12 protein-coding genes are annotated in these 18,328 nt (G+C 58.0%); 4 read left to right on the forward strand and 8 right to left on the reverse strand.

Annotated elements, in window-relative coordinates; genetic code table 11:
• Positions 1 to 29 precede the first annotated feature (29 nt).
• The 3 genes from IEN85_RS19775 to IEN85_RS19785 form a co-directional block, all read right to left on the reverse strand.
• Entirely contained in the window at positions 30 to 2,486 is a 2,457-nt protein-coding gene (locus IEN85_RS19775; RefSeq protein WP_191618833.1) for an ABC transporter permease, read from the reverse strand.
• Positions 2,487 to 2,596: 110 nt separating this feature from the next.
• Positions 2,597 to 3,304 (reverse strand): ABC transporter ATP-binding protein, encoded by a 708-nt coding sequence (locus IEN85_RS19780; protein WP_191618834.1) that lies wholly within the window; start codon positions 3,302 to 3,304, stop codon positions 2,597 to 2,599.
• A gap of 181 nt (positions 3,305 to 3,485) precedes the next feature.
• The gene (locus tag IEN85_RS19785; protein WP_191618835.1) at positions 3,486 to 4,739 is read right to left on the reverse strand and encodes an HlyD family secretion protein; all 1,254 of its coding nucleotides are present in this window, start codon (positions 4,737 to 4,739) and stop codon (positions 3,486 to 3,488) included.
• Between the two features lie 365 nt (positions 4,740 to 5,104).
• Between IEN85_RS19785 and IEN85_RS19790 the strand changes: the two genes are divergently transcribed.
• Positions 5,105 to 5,677: an OmpW/AlkL family protein gene (locus tag IEN85_RS19790; RefSeq protein WP_191618836.1), complete on the forward strand. Its 573-nt coding sequence runs from the start codon at positions 5,105 to 5,107 to the stop codon at positions 5,675 to 5,677.
• A 158-nt stretch (positions 5,678 to 5,835) separates the two neighbouring features.
• On the opposite strand, the gene IEN85_RS19795 is transcribed toward IEN85_RS19790, so the two are convergent.
• The 3 genes from IEN85_RS19795 to IEN85_RS19805 form a co-directional block, all read right to left on the reverse strand.
• On the reverse strand, positions 5,836 to 8,229 hold the full coding sequence (locus tag IEN85_RS19795) for an ABC transporter permease (RefSeq protein ID WP_191618837.1): 2,394 nt from the start codon (positions 8,227 to 8,229) through the stop codon (positions 5,836 to 5,838).
• Between the two features lie 254 nt (positions 8,230 to 8,483).
• Positions 8,484 to 9,851 (reverse strand): sensor histidine kinase, encoded by a 1,368-nt coding sequence (locus IEN85_RS19800; RefSeq protein ID WP_191618838.1) that lies wholly within the window; start codon positions 9,849 to 9,851, stop codon positions 8,484 to 8,486.
• 91 nt (positions 9,852 to 9,942) lie between these two features.
• Positions 9,943 to 11,313: a sigma-54-dependent transcriptional regulator gene (locus tag IEN85_RS19805; protein ID WP_191618839.1), complete on the reverse strand. Its 1,371-nt coding sequence runs from the start codon at positions 11,311 to 11,313 to the stop codon at positions 9,943 to 9,945.
• A 297-nt stretch (positions 11,314 to 11,610) separates the two neighbouring features.
• On the opposite strand from IEN85_RS19805, the gene IEN85_RS19810 reads away from it, so the two are divergent.
• Together IEN85_RS19810 and IEN85_RS19815 are read left to right on the forward strand one after the other, a co-directional pair.
• A complete protein-coding gene (locus IEN85_RS19810) occupies positions 11,611 to 12,432 on the forward strand; it encodes a sugar phosphate isomerase/epimerase family protein (RefSeq protein WP_191618840.1) in 822 nt (273 codons plus the stop codon).
• A gap of 246 nt (positions 12,433 to 12,678) precedes the next feature.
• Positions 12,679 to 13,842: an MFS transporter gene (locus IEN85_RS19815; RefSeq protein WP_191618841.1), complete on the forward strand. Its 1,164-nt coding sequence runs from the start codon at positions 12,679 to 12,681 to the stop codon at positions 13,840 to 13,842.
• A 103-nt stretch (positions 13,843 to 13,945) separates the two neighbouring features.
• Here IEN85_RS19815 and IEN85_RS19820 read toward each other — a convergent pair whose 3' ends face one another.
• Both IEN85_RS19820 and dmeF read right to left on the reverse strand, forming a co-directional pair.
• Positions 13,946 to 15,280: a tetratricopeptide repeat protein gene (locus IEN85_RS19820; RefSeq protein WP_191618842.1), complete on the reverse strand. Its 1,335-nt coding sequence runs from the start codon at positions 15,278 to 15,280 to the stop codon at positions 13,946 to 13,948.
• Positions 15,281 to 15,405: 125 nt separating this feature from the next.
• Positions 15,406 to 16,356, reverse strand: a complete 951-nt coding sequence (gene dmeF, locus IEN85_RS19825; RefSeq protein ID WP_191618843.1) for a CDF family Co(II)/Ni(II) efflux transporter DmeF — start codon at positions 16,354 to 16,356, stop codon at positions 15,406 to 15,408.
• Positions 16,357 to 16,618: 262 nt separating this feature from the next.
• On the opposite strand from dmeF, the gene IEN85_RS19830 reads away from it, so the two are divergent.
• Positions 16,619 to 18,316 (forward strand): PAS domain-containing sensor histidine kinase, encoded by a 1,698-nt coding sequence (locus IEN85_RS19830; RefSeq protein ID WP_191618844.1) that lies wholly within the window; start codon positions 16,619 to 16,621, stop codon positions 18,314 to 18,316.
• Positions 18,317 to 18,328: the final 12 nt, after the last annotated feature.

The following is an 18,328-nucleotide window of genomic DNA, read 5'->3' on the forward strand; positions in this document are numbered from 1 at the left end:
ACGGCGTGGAAGCCGTCCCTCCATTTGAGCTAGTCGCCGCGGAGGGTTTCGCTGAGGTTGGTGTTTACGACGTAGCGGGCCGGGGTGTAGATGGCCGCTGCAGAGACGGCAAGAATGAGGGCGATCGGGAGGAGGAAGATGAGGGGATCGGCAGTGGGCCGTGCCATCTGGTTTTCGGCCATGATGCCGAGTATGGCGTAGCCGAGGGCGCATCCCAGTCCGAGCCCGAGGGCGATTTGCCAGCTGCTCATCTTGAAGATATGGCGGAAGATGGTGGCGGGCCCAGCTCCAAGGGCCTGGCGAATGCTGAATTCTTGGAAGCGTTGGCGTATCGAGAAATCCATGACGCCGTAGATTCCAATGGAGGCGAGGATGAAGGCGGCGATGCCGAACATGCCGAAGAGGTTGCGAAAGAAGATGGGGCCAAACTGGTTTTCTTTGACGGCGGTCTCTACGGTTTTGACGCGGTAGAGGGCGAAGCTCTGGTCCTCCTCGTGCAAGATGGAACGGATGTGGCTGGCTTGCTCGGTGGGATTGCCGTTGGTCTTGGCGAATACGGTTACATTGGCTTGAGGGTCGCCGCTCATGGGGCGGTAGACGCCGCCGAGCTGCTCGTCAGTCTGGTTGGCTCCGGGGCCAGCCATCTTGGTGTCGGGCACGATGCCGATGATGGTGAACCAGGGGGTGCTGTCGGAGTACTCGTCGCGCAGTTGCTGGCCGATGGCGTCCTGGATGTTGTCGGGCCAAAGGCGTTTGGCGAGGAGCTCGTTGATGACGCATACCTTTTCGGCGTTGGGACCTTGGTCGAGACGTTCGAAGCCGCGACCGTAGAGGATGGGGATGTCGAGCAGTTCGAAGTAGTTGTCGGAGACGATCTCGTTGCGGGCGCGGAGCTCTTCGCCTTCGGGCACGGCCCGTCCGCGGACTTGCCAGCGGGAGTTCCAGTTGTAGAGCATGTCGACGGAGCTGGTGAATCCGACGCCTTCGAGGGCGGGATTGTTTTCCATGAGCGTTTGCAGTCGATCGAGTCCGGCGGCGCGTTGGTCGCCCGGGTAGTAGTTTTCGGGCAGGTCGAAGCGAGCGGTCATGACTTTGGAAGGGTCGTAGGGCGGCTCGAACACGGCGGCGTCCTTGGCGCCGCTGACCATGGCGGAGGTGGCGATGAGCAGGGCGCAGGAAACGGAGAGCTGGGCGAGCACGAGCAGCTTTGAGAAGATGCCCATCTTGAGGCTGGAGGCTCCGCGCGAGTTGTCCTTGAGGATTTCGTTGACATCCGTCTTGGAGGCGCGAATCGCGGGCACGATGCTGGCGATGATGCTAGCCATGAGGGTGATGAGCGCGAGGTAGCCGACCGTTTGCAGGTCCACGTCCATGTTCATCCAGATGGGCGGATTGGCTTGTGCGGAGGCGAGCACGGAGGCCCAGATAGCCCGGCTGGTCCAGATGGCGATGATGAGTCCGCCGAGGCCGCCGAAGAAGGCGATGGCGAAGCCTTCCACGACCATCTGCATGATAAGGCGCTGGCGCTTGCCGCCGAGGGAAGCCCGGATGGCGAGCTCTTTGACGCGGGTGGTGGCACGGGATAGGGTGAGGTTCGCCACGTTGGTGCAAGCGATGAGCAGGACCATGAGAGAGCAGGCGAGCAAGAGGTAGACCATGCGGGGAAATTCGTCACCCATGAAATTCTCGCCGAGGGTTTCGATCTGCAAGGCTATGTACCCTGTATTTGTTTTTGGATACGCATCGGCCATGGTTTTCGCGATCGTGTTCATGGCTGGGATAGCGGAGCCGAGGGTTTGCCCATCTTTCAAGGTGGCGAGCACGAAGAGACCATCGCCGTCGGCGCGGGACATTTCGACGTGGTTGGTGGTATCGTTGAGCCAGACGTCGTGGCGTGAGGGGAAGTCGACTCCCTCGGGGGCAACGGCAACGATGGTAGTGGGGATGCCGTTCATGTTGAACGATTGGCCGATAACGGACTCGCGGCTATCGAAATGGTTCTTCCAGAGCTTGTAGCTGATGACGGCTTTCTTTTCGGCATCGGGCAGGTCGTCACCCTCTTGGAAGAAGGTTCCGATGTGGGGTGTGAGGCCGAGGGTTTGGAAGAGTGTTGCGGAGACGTAGCTGCCGTCGAAGCGTTCCGCGTACTTCTTGATGACCACGCTGATGGTGGTGTTGGGCCGCATGAAGGCGAAGTGCTCGAAGACGTCCTGCCGCTCTTGCAGTTCCCGGAAGTCCTTGTGGCGAATGAATCCAAACTGAGCGCCGGACTCCCAGAGGTGCTCGGTGCTGGGGTCCCACTGGATGGCGTAGACTTTGTCGAAGTCGATGTCTTCCGGATGTCCCTTGATCACGCCGAAAACGAGGGTGAGCATGAGGCCGACGAGTCCTAGTCCGAGGGAGAAGGCCATGATGGCGAGCAGCATGCTGCCGGGGTTGCGGCCGAATTGGCGGACGCCGACTTTGAGATCGTTGGTAAAGGACATATTTCTGGGAGCTTGTTTTTTGGGGATACAGGAAGTCGGCGGACGGCGTGGTACCGAACGAAATGGCACATTCAGCCGTCCCTCTGAGGGGAGCTTTTGTGGACTCGAGCTTAGTGGACGGCGGGAGCGGTGGCGACGGTCTCGTCCACGACCTTGCCGTCGAAGAGGTGCACGGTGCGGGATGCTATCTCGTTGTAGCGCTCGTCGTGGGTGACCATGCAGATGGTGGCGCCCTCCTTGTTGAGCTCCTGGAGCATTTCCATGACCTTGGTGCCGTTTTTGGAGTCGAGGTTGCCGGTGGGCTCATCCGCGAGCAGGATGCGTGGGGTGCCGCCAAGGGCGCGGGCGACTGCGACGCGTTGCTGCTGTCCGCCGGACAGCTGGTGCGGGTAGTGGTTTTGTCGGTGCGACATCTGCACCTTTTCGAGGGCTTCGACCACGCGGGTTTTGCGTTCGGAGGCCTTAAGGCCGCGGTAGACGAGGGGAAGCTCGACGTTTTCGTAGACGGTGAGGTCGCCGATGAGGTTGAAGGACTGGAAAATGAAGCCGACATCCAGGTTTCGGATACGGGAACGCTCGTTGTTGTTGAGGGTGGCGACTTCCTTGCCGGCGAGTGAGTAGGAACCGGAAGAGGGCGAGTCGAGCAGGCCGAGAATGGAGAGCAGGGTGGACTTGCCGCAGCCGGAGGGGCCGGAGATGGAGAGGAACTCGCCCTCCATGATGTCGAGGTTGATGCCTGAAAGGGCGTGGGTTTCGATCTCGTCGGTCAGGAAAACTTTTGAGATGTCAGAGAGGTGGATGAGGGCTTCGGTGTTCATTTCGTGGATGTTGAGTTTATTGGAAATCGATTTGGAACCGCAGATGGACGCGGATGTGTTTTTTGGGTTTTTGAGGGGGTTGGTTTTGCTGGATTGCTCTGATGAGCAAGGTGGCGTTGGTTGGAGGGGTGTATTGGCAATCGCGAGACAAGCACGTTCCCGCGGATTTTATTGTAAGAAATTATTGGATACGGATTTTGTCGTAGTCGTCCCAATCGGACATGTCTGAAAGGATGACGCGGTCGCCGGGCTGAAGTCCTTGCACGACTTCGATTTGGCTGACGGAGGCTTTGCCGTAGGTGATGGGGACGCGCAGGGCGATGTCGGAATCGGGAGCGAGCTTGAAGATAGTCATCTGCGCTTCGGGGCGGCTGGAGGCGGGGCGTTTGACTTTGACGACGTTGGCGAGGCGTTCGAACTCGACGACGCCCTCGACGGTGAGGTCTGGGCGAGCCCCGTCGGGAAGCTTTTCGCTGAATTTGATGTCGACGGCTACGGTGCCGTTTTCGACGTTGGGATCGACGCGGGAGATTTGGCCGCGGACTTTTCCGTTGCGGGTATCAACTACGGCGGGGAGCCCGATGATGAGGTCCTTGGCGTTTATCTCTGCGATTCGGACTACGGCTTTGAGGTTTTTCGGGTCGGCGACTTGGGAGAGGTTTTGTCCTATGCCCACCTGCATACCCTCTTCGACCGTCTGCTTTTGCAACACGCCAGCCACTCCGGCTACCACGGTTAGGCCGTCGTATTGGTCTTGCAGAAGGTCGAATCGGGCTTTGGCCTGGTTAACCGAGGCTTTTCGCGCAGACAACTGAGTATCCAAATTTTTCTGACTGAACTCGAGGCGTTGGCGCTCGATGTCGAGTCGGGTGGTGAGCTGCTCGTGTCGCAGCAAGGAGCGTCGCATTTGCAGGTCCGAAACGAGTCCTTCCTTGTTGAGCTCGGTGTCGATTTCGGCGTCGAGGGCGGCTTCCTTTTGCTGAGCCTCGAGCTGGGCGAGATTGGCTTTGAGCTGCAGGATGTTGTTTTGCAGCTGGACGTCGTAGGTGAGGTAATCGGCCTCAGCGGCTTCGAAGGCGAGGCGGGCGTCGAGCGCTTGTTGCTCCAAGGTGGGATTGCTGAGCTCCATGATAGGGGTGTCGGGCTCGACCCACGCTCCAGGACGCACGATGATACGCTCCACGCGACCGGCGGTTTCGGAGGCGATCCAACGGAGGTCTTCAGGAACGAGGGTGCCGATTCCGCGAGCTTCGCGCATCATTTCGCCCTGTTCGACGTCTCCGAGCCAGACTCGCTCCTCTTCGACAGTTGGAGTGGAGACGTCGAGCCCCATGAGCCACCAAACGGCAACGGCTACCACGAGAGCAGCGCTTGAGCCGAACAGGATGCGGTTGCGGCGTTTCTTCTTTTTGATGTCGGAGCGTACGATGTCCATGGGAGGGAAGCTGGGGAGGATAGAGGGTGAGGGATGATAGTTGCGGTCAGTCGTTTCCGTTGTGGTAACACGTGGCGTGCCATATTGGTTACATAGTGTTTTAAGTCGTTGATTATCAGTTGTAAAAAATGTTAACCCGTTTCGGTGGGAAAGGCGCGCTCTTTTATCTGTCCCGAAGGCGAGACGGGGGGAATCCCAGTTTTGGGATTGGCGGGAGTGGGGAACGAAAGGGCAAGGAGTGCGGCATGAGGTGGCGTGATGCTTGCGATTAGAGCTGCGAATAGCAGAGAAGGAATCGTCCTCGCTCCTTGACCGAGATCTAATGAAGAATAAAAGGTAATTTAATAATCTAAAGATTGCTTATCATGACTAAACCAATAACTTTGATGGCGGCGGCGATGGCTGCTGCGAGTCTTGTTTCCCCGATCGTTTGGGCAGCGCCTGCTGGAACAATCGAAGTGAAATATCGTATGGCCTACTTGGATACGGCCAATGAATCGGACGCTTTCTCCGCTCTCGGAATCGATTTTGCGTCGGATGCGGTAACGGTAGAAAGCAAGTGGATTCCCGAGTTGGACATTGCTTATCATTTCACCGAGAACCTCGTTGGAGAATTGGTTTTGACCGTTCCGCAAAAGCACGACGTGTATTTAGCGGGAGTGGGTAAACTTGGCAGCTTGGAGCACCTTCCTCCAACCCTGAGCCTCATCTACGAGTTCCAGAACGAGAGCGGTTTTGTCCCGTACGTTTCGGGAGGTCTGAATTTCACTTGGATCACCAACAAGCGTCTCGCCGTTGCAGGCGTGGAGCTCGACCTTGAAGACTACAGCGTCGGCTTGGCTCTGGGGACTGGCTTCAAGTACGAAGTCAACGAGAAGTGGGACTTGGATGCGAGCGTTAAGTGGATTGACCTAGAATCGGATGTGATGGCTGGGTGAGCTCGTTTGACCACGGCTAAGCTAGATCCGCTTCTTTGGAGCTTTGGCGCTTCGTATCGATTCTAGCAGTACGAAAAAGAATTCCCCTTCGTTTTATATTCCAGACGGGCTGCCTTCTTCGGAAGGCAGCCTTTTTCGGCTTCGCCGCTATCGGTCCGTCACTCTAAACGAAGGGCGACGGAAGGAAGGATCTTGCTGGCGGTGGTGGCGGGCCTCCAGCAGGCGGCGAGGGTGATGAGCAGGGTTAGCAAGCTGACTACTGCAAGGACGATGGGGTCGTAGGGCTCCACTTGATACAGGATGAAAGCGAGGTAGCGACCGATTCCAATTACGGCTACGATGCCGATGACTAAGCCAATCGCAGTTAACTTGAGCCCGCGTTTGAAGATCATGCCCACGATTTCGTTGGGCAGGGCGCCGATCGCGAGGCGGATTCCGATCTCTCGGTTCCTCTGCTCGACGAGGTAGGACATTAGGCCATAGATGCCGGTGGCGGCGAGGATGATGGCGATGCCTCCGAAGATGCCGATAAGGGTGACCATGATGGTGCGGCCTTGCAGGGACTGTTTGACTGCTTGTTCCAGGGTTCTTACGCGGTCGATCGGTTGCTCGGAATCGACGGCAAGGACGGCTTCCTTTATCTGGTCCGTGAGCTGAAGGGGAGGTAGTTGCGTTTTGACTACATAGCTCGTATGCCAAGGCCACTGAATCATCGGCTTGTAGACCATGGGTTGTTCGCCGCTGTCGAGGCTGAATCGGCTGATGTTTCCGACGACTCCTACGACCTGCCATATCTCGTTGTCGTGGTGAATCATTTGCCCGAGCGGGTCGAGCCCGTCCTGAAACTTGTCCTCCACCACCTTTTGATTGATGACGACGACCTTGGGCGAATCCGGTTGCTGGTCGCGTTCGTCGAAGATACGGCCTTGTAGCAGCGGGATGCCCAGCGTCTTGAAGAGGTTTCCGTTGACGGAATCGAAACCGGTGAAGTAGGAGTTCGCCGTGTCAGGTTGGTCGTCTCTCCAGAAAGGGGCGCCGAAGAACTGGTTGCCGTTCATGGGGGTGGAAGATACCATCGCGACGCTTTCGACCCCGGGCAGCTCTCCGATTCTTTCGATGACGGCGCTGGAGAAACGGGTTCTGTCCTCGGGAGTGGGAGAGCGAGTGCCGCTGCGTTCGATCTCGAATGTGAGTACGTTTTCGTCGCTGAAGCCAGGGTCGGTTTCGAACGCCTTGAGCGAGCTTTTCAGTAGTAGTCCTATGGATACGAGTAGCACCACGGATAGGGCGATCTCGGCGACGATGAGGGTGGACTGTAGCTTGTTGCCTTTGGCGCTGGTTGCGGAACGGGTCGAGTCCCGCAGGGCGGCGGCGGTGTTGAGGGTTTTGAGCGCGGGAAAGATTCCGAAGAGGATGCCGGTAAAGATGCTGATTGCTAGGGTGAAGAGGAGCACTCGCAGGTCGATGGACAGGTCGATGTTTGGCAGCTCTGCGAATCCGACGAGCTTGGCGAGTGGTCTGAGGGAAACGATGCCGATGAGCAGGCCTATGGCGGCTCCGACGAGGGAAAGCATGGTGCTCTCGACGAGGAGCTGGCGCACGATTTGCCAACCGGAAGCTCCCACGGAGGTGCGCACAGCGATCTCGCCTTGACGGGCGGTCGCGCGGGCGAGCAAGAGGTTCGCTACGTTGGCGCAGGCCACGAGGAGCACCATGGCGACTGCGACGAGAAGGATGACGATGTAGGGGGTGGAGGAACCGAAGTAGGCGTCTTGCAGGGTGCGCACGGCGATGGTCCACTCCTTCATCATGTCAGGGTATTGCTCGTTGAGGCTGGCTTTGATGGCTTGCAGCTCTGCGGTCGCAGTGGCGGGGGTCGCTCCCTCTTTCAGTCGGCCGACGATGGAGCAAACGTAGTCGTACTTTCGCAGCTGCTTCCATTCGTTGGCCGCGATGGCGGCGGGCACGAGGAAGTCGACGCCAGTCGTCATGAACGTATTCGGCTTCAGAATACCGGAAATGGTGTAGCTCTGGTAATCGAGAGTGATGTTGCTTCCGACGATGGTTGGGTCCTCGCCGAATTGCGTCTTCCAGGCTGAATCCGAAAGCAGCACGACGCGATTGTTGCCTCCAGCGCTATCGTTTTCGGGCGTTATATCTTGGCCGAGGGCGACGGAAAGTCCGAATATTTGTAGGTAGGAGGCGGATACTTCGTAGCCATTGAGGCGAACAGGTTCTTCGATTCCGGTGAGATTGAGGCTGAGGTTGCGGAGGACGCTGAGGCTTTCGAATTGCTCGCTGGCGTTTTCGATATCGAGGAAGATGCCTCCGCTCATGGGGGCGAACGCGTTGGGGCCTTGGCCGGTGTCGAGATTGAGTTGTACGATCTGGTCGGATTGCTCGTAGGGCAGGGGCTTGAGCAGGAGGGCGTTGATGAGGGAGAAGATGGCGGTATTGGCTCCGATGCCGAGGGCGAGGGTGATGGCTGCGAGCAGGGTGAAGCCGGGCGAGCGGACGATTTGTCGGAAGGAGAAGCGGAGGTCGTTAAGCATGGGAGCTTGGTTGGATTATTGGACGAAGGACGAGAGTGGAAGAGATTATCAGGTATTGCGCCAGTGGTCGCTGGGGCGGTGTAAGCTTTTGTTTGTCAGACTGATAAAAGATCGGGGAATTTCGAGGTCACCAAGCCCGGTTCGATGTTCTCAAGTTTGGGATGCAGCGGATCCCAAAATTGGGACGCTGGTGGGATGGGAGGCCCGTGGAGAGGGCGCTTCTGCTGGTCGGAACAGGGCCTCCGCGTGAGGGCTTACTGAGCCTTGGCTTGAGGTGCGATTCCCAGTTGGATGGTCACGCGACAGCCGGAGCGGTCTTGGCGGTTTGCGAGGGTGAGAGTACCTCCGACGGCTTCGATGATTTGCTTGCTGAGGGCGAGGCCGATACCGCTTCCTTGTGCCTTGGTGGTGTAGAAGGGGACGAAGAGGTTGTCCGGATTGGAGATGCCGGGGCCGTCATCTTCGATGCGCAGCAAGGAGATGCCGGCGATGGCTTCGATGGAGCAGGTGACGCTGCCGGGGGCGCCGCTGGAGGCTTCGGTGGCGTTCTTGAGCAGGTTGATGAGGGCTTGCTCGAATTGCGCTGGATCGATGGATACGGTGGGGTTGGAGGACGAGGGAGCGAAATGGACCGTTTCGCCGAAGAGCTGGCAGGCTTTTTGGAAGAGAGGCGAGAGGGCGACGGAAACGGTTTCGGGCTCCGGAAGTTTGGCGAGCCGGGTGTAGTCGCCCATGAAGCGGATGATGTTTTGGGAACGGTTGGTGATGGTTTCGAGTCCGTCGAGCAGGTCGGTCTTGGTTTCCTCGTCGATCTCGGCGGTCTTGGTGATTTTGGAGAGGGTGGAGGAGAGGGACGAAATGGGGGCGATGGAGTTGTTGAGCTCGTGACCGAGCACGCGCAGGAGGCGTTTCCAGGAGTCGCGCTCTTGCTCGGAGGCGGCTCGGGTGATGTCGGTGAGGAGGATGAGGTCGAAGCGTTCTCCATCGAGGATGAAGATGCCACGGCGGCCCTCGAAACGACGGTTTTGGTCGACGAAGGAGAAGCGTGAAAAATCCTGGGAGGACTGGTCGAGCACGAAGGAGATGTTGAGCTCGTCGACGGTTTTAAGCTCGGGAATGGAATCCCAATGGTTAATGGAGGAGATGAGCCTTCTGGCGGCTTCGTTGGCCTGTGATACGACCCGATCTGAGCGCACGATGAGAGTGGCGACATCGATATTGGCGGTAATCTTGTCGATTACTTTTTGGGTTTCGATGCTGGTGAGTCGCGACTTCTCCATGAGCGCGGCGATGGCGTTGATTTCTTCATACAGCTCGACGATGGTGCCGGAGGCCTCGGAGATGCGGCGGGACCGAAGGGTAAAGTCGCCCTCTCGGATGGAGCTAATGACGTTGGCGGCGACGCGGAGGGGGCTGCTGATCCAGTTTTGCAGGCTCCATGCCATGAAGGGAAAGGGCAGGAGGATGAGGGTGAGGCAAGTGACCCAAAGCTCCCAGTTGGCGTCGGAGTGGATGAGCAGCGCCACGGCGATGACCGTGGCGGGCAGGGCGCAGAGGGCGGCCCGGATGACGATGGTCGCCTCGTAGGAGAAACGGGAGGGGGTGCGGGGAGGTTGGGTCAAGGGATGGTGAAAGGTGGAAGATTTGCTCGAGTTGATGCGGACGGGGTGGTGCCGAGCGGAGCGACACGTTCACCTGTCGCTCCAGGTTTGCCTATAAGCCGTAGCGTTGCATGCGACGGTAGAAGGCGGAACGGCTGAGGCCGAGCTCTTTGGCTGCATCGTTGGCTTTGCCGCCGCAGCGGGAAAGGGTACGGCGGATGAGGTAGGCTTCGACCTCCTCGAGACTCATGTCGTCCAGGTTGCTGCTGGCGGGACTGGCGGTATTGGCGCGCAGTCCCAGTTCGGGGACGCCGATCTCCTCTTTGCGGCTGGTGAGGACGGCCCGTTCGAGGCAGTGGTCGAGCTCGCGGATGTTGCCGGGCCACTCGTAGCTTTTCATGGTGTCGAGGGCGGTGGCGGAAAACGCGAGGCCGGACTTGCGGTATTTCTTCGAGTATTTCTTGAGGAAGGAGTTGGCGAGGGGCTCGATGTCTTCCACGCGTTCGCGCAGAGGCGGGAGGTGGATGGTAATGGTGTTGAGGCGGTAGAGCAGGTCCATGCGGAAGCGACCGGCGTCGACTTCGGCTTGCAGGTCGGCGTTGGTGGCGACCACGAGCCGCGCATCGAATTTCTGGGTACGGGATGAACCTACGCGTTCGAACTCTCGAGTCTCTAGGGCGCGGAGCAGCTTTTGCTGTTGGGCGACGGGCATGTTGGCGACCTCGTCTAGGAATAGGGTCCCGGAGGCGGCGAGCTCGAAACGGCCGATACGGTTCTCCTTAGCGTCGGTGAAGGCCCCTTTGACATGCCCGAAAAGTTCGGATTCGAAGACTCCATCCGGTATGCCTCCCATATTGACTGAGATAAAGGGGTGGTCCGCTTTGCCGGACTGCTGGTGTATTAGGTTTGCAATGACGCCTTTGCCGGTGCCGTTTTCGCCGGTGATGAGAATGGACGCGTCGGAGTCGGCCACGGATTCGATGAGTTCGAGAACGGGGCGCATGGCCCGTGACTGGGCGATGAAGCCGGAAGCCTTGTTGGGACGGAGGGTACGGTTTTCTTCTTTGAGCCTCTGGGATTGGAGCTGGGCTTGGTTGAGGCGTAGCTGCGTGCGCACGATGGCGAGCAGGCGCTCGTCGTCCCAAGGCTTTTGTAGGAAGTCGTTGGCCCCGTTTCTCATGCACTCTACAGCGACGTCGATACTGGCCCAAGCGGTCATCACGACGACAGGCAGGTCGGGTTCTTTCTCGCGAATCTTGCCGAGGAGTTCGATGCCTTCCTTGCCGGAGGTGGTATCCAGGTGGTAGTTGAGGTCGATGAGAGCGGTGGCGTATTCGTTTTGCTCGATGCGCTTGAGGGCGTCGGCGGGGTTGCTCACGCAGTCGGCCTGATAGCCCTCGGATTTCAGGGCGAGGCGGATGGCCTGGAGCACGTCCTTGTTGTCGTCCGCGATGAGGATTCGCTGAGTCGCTGTATTTGGCATTTGGATAACCGGGGGATGGGGGCGAGGAGGAAGGTTGAAATAAAGGGGCTCTGAGCTGCTGTGATAGAAGCTGCTATCATTTCACGCGCCAATTGTATTTTGCTTACGAGTAAATTACTGAAGTTCAATTGTTTATGTTTTCGATTGGCAGCGCGTCCTTGTTTTGCCCGGGAAGGCGTACCGAAAACGGCACGTCGCTGATCCCAGTTTTGGGACAAAGGCGCCGCGTTCCGCTTAACTGCGTAAGCCAAGTGCGGACTTGAACGGGCAGCAGAAATGGGATCGTATTCAGCCCATATGCCCACGATCAAGTCACTCCCCTTGGCGCTTGCGTCACTCTCGATTTTAGTTGGCAGCCTGTCGGCTGCGCCGAAGCTTGGATTGCAGTCCTGGACTTGCAGGAACATGAGCTTCGAGGAAACGGTGGAGTTCGCGGCAGCGAACGGCATCGAGTACGTACAGTTTTTCAGCCGTCATTTGGATCCCAACGATTCGGAGGAGGCGAACCTCAAGAAGCTGGCATTCCTCAACAAGCATGGCGTGAAGGCTTACACCATTGGAGTGAGCCGCACGACTTTGGAGAAGGAAGACAACCGCAAGCTTTTCGAGTTGGCCAAGCTTTTCGGCATGGAGCTGATCGTGGTAGAACCTGGCGACCAGATGATCTGGGGAAACCTTGAGGAATTGGCGATCGAGTACGACATCAAGGTCGTGGTACACAATCATGGCCGTGGTTCGACCTATGGAAACCCTTCCACGGTGAAGCATATTTTAGCGGAGCGGGATCACCGGATAGGAGTGTGCATGGATATCGGCTGGGTTACGGCTGCAGGCTTCGACGCGGCCGCGACGTATCGGAATTATGGGGACAGGATCTACGACATGCACTTGAAGGACAAGCGTTTGGACTATCCAGAAGGAGAACTGAAGTTGACCGATACATTCATTGGCTTGGGCAACAGCAACTACGACGAGCTTTTCGAGGAGATCTTGGAGGATGGCTGGTCAGGCGTGATGGCGATCGAAACGGACAGCAAGGAGTTTGCCGAAGACCCGACTGAATTCGTGAAGGCGGCCAAGCTCTTCTTCGAGTCTCACGTGCACGAGCACGCGCACTAGGAGCCTTGAGGACAGGAAACATTTGGCGGCGTGCTTCCAGTGGGGAGCACGCCGTTTTTTGGGGGGCGAGAAGTGGGAGTGATACATGACGCCCGCGGAGCGTCCGTCCCACCGAAGCCGCGTTGCTGTACTGTTACTGTTTAGAGGGCAGCCTTCCGGAAATCTGCGTTGCGATTCTATTGTGTGAGAGAAGGGATGACATCTGGGGTTGCTATCAAAGCTGAATGGGAGTTCTAAGCAGTTCGGATGCGCTCTCTTAACGCTCAGTTTTTTCTTTTGTTCGGCTCCTTTGCGGCGGTTCAGCCGTATATCGCTTTGCTGTTCAAGGAGCGCGGGTTGCACGAGGAGCAGATTGGCTATGCTCTGGGGATTTCCGGCTGGGCGATTATGTTGAGTCCAGCTTTGGTAACCTTGATCGCGGACACTCGCGTATCGCCGGGGCGGCTTCTAGCAGGCTTGAGCCTTTTGACGGCGGGCACGGTGGTCGCGATGCTGTTGTCGACAAGCTATTGGATGCTGGCGGCTTGTTACTTTGCGATGACTCTTTGTGTTACGGCCATGATGCCCTTGCTCGACGGAGTGACCTTCGGCATTCAGAAACTGCAAAGGGAACTGGGTGAGAAGCCATTGGAATACAGTCAAGTGCGGGTGTGGGGAACTTATGGATACGTAGGGATACTTGCCTTGCTGTTTTTTCCGATCCGCATGACGGGAGATGTTAGCTTGCCGATTTGGGCGGGCGTTTTTTGCTTTGGCATCCTTTTTGTGAATACGTGGTTTTTGCCTCAGCGGGGGAAACGGGAATTGGCGAAGCGTTCGAAGGGGCTTCCCACGGGAGAGGCGTTGAAGGCATTGTTCAGCAAGCGTTCCGCGTCGTTCACGGTCGCAATGTTTTTGCTGCTCTGCGCTTCCGCGGGCTATCATACGATGTATCCCGTTTTTTTAGTGGAGGACCTGGGGCTTGCCCGGCATTGGCTGGGCATCGTCATTTTGTCGGGCGCATTGATCGAAGTGTTTTGCATCCTGGCCCTCACTCGTCTGGAAAAACGTTGGGGCTTGCGAGCGGTCATGTTGGGAGGGGTCGCGTTCACGGTCGTTCGTTTTTCGTTGATGTACGCTTTCCCGGTTTTGTGGGTGGCGATTGGCGCCCAGGTTTTTCACGGGGCCATGATCTGCTCGATGATGGTGATTCCGCCAAACGTTGTGAACGGGCTCGCGAACGAATCGAACCGGAATTCGATTCAAGGCGTTTATACGATGCTGGTGGTGGGCAGTAGTCGTTTTGTGGGTACGGCGATTTCTGGCCATGTGGCCGGCGTCGATCAACGCCTGATCTATCTCATGTGCGCTGGTTTGGCTGTAGCTGCCTTCGCTTTGCTATGGAAAGGGTTTCGGCCGCAGGCGGCGTGAGCCGGGCAAATCCGAAGGGGGGGAGGCTGTTAAAAAGCCGCTGCCTTTTGGGGGCTGCGGCTTGCTTGTCGCCCGCGGAGCGGCCGACCCACCTTGGATCGATTTAGGAGGCTTGTGCCTTGAGGGAGTCGAGAGTGCTTCTCAGGGCGTCTGCGACCTCGCTGTCTTTCGCATCGGATTTTTGGATACGGTCGATGGCTTCGGCCACTGTCTTCTCGGCGGACTGGCGCATGACGGGGTCCGGATTTTCGGCGTCGAGGTTCTCTTTGATGAACTCGGGCAAGAAGTGAGGTTGTTGGGTGCAGTAGAAGGCGCAGCCGAGGTGGAAGAGGTGTTGGGCGGCTTGGCGAAGGCCTTGGGCGCCTTTTTCTTCCCAGAATGCGACGAGCTTGAGGCCGTCTTCGAGGAGGTCGGAGGCTTTGTCGTGGATCTCCGCTTGGGCTTCCGGCGGCTGGTTGCCGATGAGCATGCCGAAGGCGTGGCAATAGGAGCGGCGAGCGCTGAGGGAAATTTCCGCGGCGCCGAGATGGGTCTTCTCGTTTGGTTCGGCGATCTTGAGGGCGAACTCGGAGGACTTGATGGTTTCCTGAACGGTTTCGTTCGTCGGTTGGGCCCTGCTGAAAAGGTTGGCTCGGTTGGCGTGGGCGGATCCCATCTCGATGACGAGGCGCGGGTCTTTCTTTTCCTTGATGCCGGCGAGCACTTTGATGGTTTCGTCGAAGGAGGCGATGGCGAGCTTGAGGTTGGAAGCGTCGGCGCTCCACATGAGAGCGCGGCCGAGGCTGGCGCGCACGCTGGCCACGAGGGCCCCGATGGGAGCTTCTTCGACGGGGAGGTCGCCAATGACCTCGAGGGCTTTTTCGTAGGCGTCTACAGTGCGTTGCTCCGGTTTTTGGGGATTGCTCTGTCGGGCGTAGACGTTGCCGAGGTTGAGGTAGGTAGCGGCGAGCTGGTGGCGGTAGCGTGGGGTTTCCTTCCAGGGGAGTTCCTCGAGGATGACTGCGGATTGGCGAAAGCAGTTGGTTGCCTGTTCGAGCGTTTCCTTTGCGGGGACGCGGGATTGGGTGTGCCCGATGTTTCCCCAGACGGCGGCGATGTCGGCCTTGTGGGAGTCCTTTTGGTCCTCGATGGACTCGAAGTGCTTGAGGGCGACTTGGTAGCCTGCGATGGCCTTCTCGATACCTTCTTGGGTGTCGGAATTCGAGTAGGCGTTGGCTTTGCCCATCTCAGCCCATCCGGATAGGTGGCGTTTGGCGTCGGACTCCTCTACCTCGGGGGCGGCGAGGAGCTCGAGGGCGTGGTCGAAACCTTTGACGGCTTCTGCGTAGGCGTTGCGGTCGCGCTGGGCGATGGCGTCGGCCTTGGCGATGGCCTCCTGCACTGCTGCCAGTGGGTGCTTGGGAGATTCGTTGGTGTTTGGGTTTTCGGGAGTTTCCACGGCTTTCTAAAAGGGTTCGGTTTTCGAAAGTCGCAGAGGCTGGGGCGGAAAGATTGAAAAGTGAAGGGTGAAAGTTGGCGCGGTCGCCCCGGCTGGTTTGCTTTGGGGCAATGGGGACTGGCGCGCTAGTCTTTCGGGTGGACCTCGATGGTTACGTGCACGATGCCGAGGTCTTGCGGAATGCGGGCTTTGTAGATGTTGGGCGTGGCGGGGCGCTCGGCTACGATGGTGAGCATGGCGCTGTAGATCCCTGGACCGATGGACCACAGGTGGAGGTCGGTTACTTTTTCGGTTTCGGTTTCGATCGCTTGACTCACGGCGTCGATCGCCTCTTGCGGGGCCTGGTAGTCAAGCAAGGTACGGCTGGAGCTGCGGATGAGCCCGATTGACCAGTTGGCAACGAGAGCGGAGCCGATGATGCCCATGACGGGGTCCATCCATATCCAGCCGAAGTATTTGGCTGCGAGGAGGGCGAATATGGCGGTAACGGAGGTCAAGGCGTCGGCCATGACGTGCAAGTAAGCGGAGCGCAGGTTTTGATCGTGCTCGTGGCCTTCGTGATGGTGGTCGTGGTGATGGTGCCCGTGGTGATGATGGTCGTGCCCATGCCCGTGGTGGTGGTGATGGTCGCCGAGGATGAACATGCTGGCTCCGTTGACGACAAGACCGATGATGGCGACGCCGATGGCCCAGTTGAATTGGATTTCTACTGGGTTGAGGAGTCGGTCGACGCTCTCCCATGCCATCATGAGGGCGAAGCCTGCGAGCAGCAGGGCGCCGGTGAAGCCGCCTAAGGAGTTCACTTTGCCGGTGCCGAAGCTGAACTTTGGATTGGCGGCGTTCTTGCGAGCGTAGATGTAGGCGAAGGCAGTGATGGCGAGGGCGGCGCTGTGGGAGGCCATGTGCAGGCCGTCGGCGAGCAGGGCCATGGAGCCGAAAACGGTGCCGGCGGTGATTTCGACAACCATCATCACCAAGGTGATGGCGATGACGACCAGGGTGCGTTTCTCGCCGGACTTTTGCTTGTCTTGTCCGAAGGTGTGGGTGTGGGTGAGTGATGGGACGTGGTTGGCCATGGCTTGGGTCGAGTCTTTGGTAGACGGTATGGCGCGGGAGTTCGGATTGGCAAGGTTTGCTCTGGCCTTGCTCGGCTTGGCTATCTGGGGCTGGGGAGAGTTCCTTAGTCGGGGCGATTTATTCGATAAGAGCTTGTTAATCGATTGCTTGAGGGGTGGTGGCGGTTTGATTTCGGGCTTTCGTTTGTCGAATGGTGGAATGTGCTCGGGCGGTCTTTGTTGGGACCATTCGGGAGGCATGCCCTGTTTTTTTACCCCAGAGATGATTGATAACGGAAAGGATTACGGAGCTCCCGACGGGGGTGTGTGCGGTACGGCGGATGCTCGCTTGGTGCAGTGTATGAGTTCGCTCTTGGAAGGGCGGGGCGTATTAGGAGACAGTTCCTTGGGGCTAGTTTTTTCTTATCCGGACCTGAGGGTCGCCTTCGTGAACGCGATCGGGCAGAAGATTTTGAGCCCGGTTTTCGAGGGCGGTAGCTTGTCGGAGGATTTCGTTTTGTCGGATGTGGTTTCCTTACAGTCGCGGCGGATCTTCGACTCGCAGGTTTTTCCGATGCTGCAGGTTTCGGGAGCTTGGAGCGGAACGCTTACCTTGCGGGATTTGTGGGGCGGGGACATTCCGGCGGAGGTTACTTTTTGGCGGAATTCGCCGGATGACGGGCTGGAGGGGCGATACCTTTTCCTGCAGGGAGAGCCGCTGACGCATTCGACTTTCAAGACGATGAGAGGGTGGAAGGAGAGAGAGCTCTTGTTCGCTCTGCTGGGGCACACGAAGGACGCCATTTACTTCAAGGACAAGGAGAGCCGCTTCCTGCGGGCGAGCGATAGCCTGATCCGGCGCTTCGGGCTGAAGTATCCGCACGAGGTGATTGGCAAGACTGACTTCCATTTTTTTGGGGTGGCCCATGCGTCCGCTTCCTACGAGGACGAGCAGAGGATCCTCGAAACGGGTGAGCCGATACTGGACAAGGAGGAGAAGGAAGTCTGGGGGGACCAGTCGGTCACTTGGGCTTCTACCACGAAGCTCCCGTTTTACGATGCGGAAGGAAATCTAGTGGGGACCTTTGGCATTTCGCGGGACATCACGCGCAAGAAGTGCGAGGAGGAGGTACGAAAGGACTTGGAACTTCGATTACAGCTGGCCCAGCGATTAGAGGCTATCGGGTCTTTGGCGGCGGGTGTCGCCCACGAGATTAACACCCCGACGCAGTTCGTTGCCGATAACGTGAAGTTTCTGGGCGACGCATTTGCGGACATCGGGAACGTGTTCAGTTGTGTAGATAGTTTGCTGAATCGCGTGAAGGGTATCCAGGAGGTGGATGCAGAGAGGGTGGCTCTGGAGGAGGCAATGGAATTGGCCGACATGGGATTCCTAAAGGAGGAAATTCCACAAACGATCGAGCAAAGCTTAGCTGGACTGGGGCAGATCGCGAAAATTGTTGGATCGATGAAGGAATTCTCGTATCCGTCCTCTCCGGAAAAGACTAAGTCGGACTTGAATCGGGCGATCGAAAACACCTTGAACGTTTCGCGGAATGAGTGGAAAGGAGTGGCGGAGATCGATCTGCAGTTGGATGCGGATTTGCCGGAGGTTTCGTGCATTGTAGACCAGGTTAATCAAGTGGTGTTGAACTTGCTGGTGAACGCGGCCCACGCTATCGCGGCGACGGATTCGCGGGTGGGCGCTATTGGTCTAAAGACGCGGGTGGAGGGAACCTGCGTTTGTATTGAAGTGAGCGATACGGGGATCGGGATGGCGGAAGAGGTGAAGTCACGCATCTTTGAGCCGTTTTTCACTACGAAGGACGTGGGCAAGGGGACAGGGCAAGGGCTTGCGATGGTACGTAATATCGTAGTGAATACGCATGGGGGAAGGATCGATTGCGAAAGCGAAGTGGGCAAAGGTTCCACCTTTCGGGTGTTCTTGCCGATCGAGGACGTGGATTCGAGCGCAGTCTGATTTGTTATTTGG

It is taken from the genome of Pelagicoccus enzymogenes, assembly GCF_014803405.1.
Lineage (GTDB): Bacteria > Verrucomicrobiota > Verrucomicrobiia > Opitutales > Opitutaceae > Pelagicoccus > Pelagicoccus enzymogenes.

Excerpts from the sequence above, each read along its gene's own strand:
- IEN85_RS19775 (WP_191618833.1), bottom strand. The coding sequence starts at position 2,486 with ATGTCCTTTACCAACGATCTCAAAGTCGGCGTCCGCCAATTCGGCCGC.
- IEN85_RS19780 (WP_191618834.1), bottom strand. The coding sequence starts at position 3,304 with ATGAACACCGAAGCCCTCATCCACCTCTCTGACATCTCAAAAGTTTTC.
- IEN85_RS19785 (WP_191618835.1), bottom strand. The coding sequence starts at position 4,739 with ATGGACATCGTACGCTCCGACATCAAAAAGAAGAAACGCCGCAACCGC.
- IEN85_RS19790 (WP_191618836.1), top strand. The coding sequence starts at position 5,105 with ATGACTAAACCAATAACTTTGATGGCGGCGGCGATGGCTGCTGCGAGT.
- IEN85_RS19795 (WP_191618837.1), bottom strand. The coding sequence starts at position 8,229 with ATGCTTAACGACCTCCGCTTCTCCTTCCGACAAATCGTCCGCTCGCCC.
- IEN85_RS19805 (WP_191618839.1), bottom strand. The coding sequence starts at position 11,313 with ATGCCAAATACAGCGACTCAGCGAATCCTCATCGCGGACGACAACAAG.
- IEN85_RS19810 (WP_191618840.1), top strand. The coding sequence starts at position 11,611 with ATGCCCACGATCAAGTCACTCCCCTTGGCGCTTGCGTCACTCTCGATT.
- IEN85_RS19815 (WP_191618841.1), top strand. The coding sequence starts at position 12,679 with ATGCGCTCTCTTAACGCTCAGTTTTTTCTTTTGTTCGGCTCCTTTGCG.
- dmeF (WP_191618843.1), bottom strand. The coding sequence starts at position 16,356 with ATGGCCAACCACGTCCCATCACTCACCCACACCCACACCTTCGGACAA.
- IEN85_RS19830 (WP_191618844.1), top strand. The coding sequence starts at position 16,619 with ATGATTGATAACGGAAAGGATTACGGAGCTCCCGACGGGGGTGTGTGC.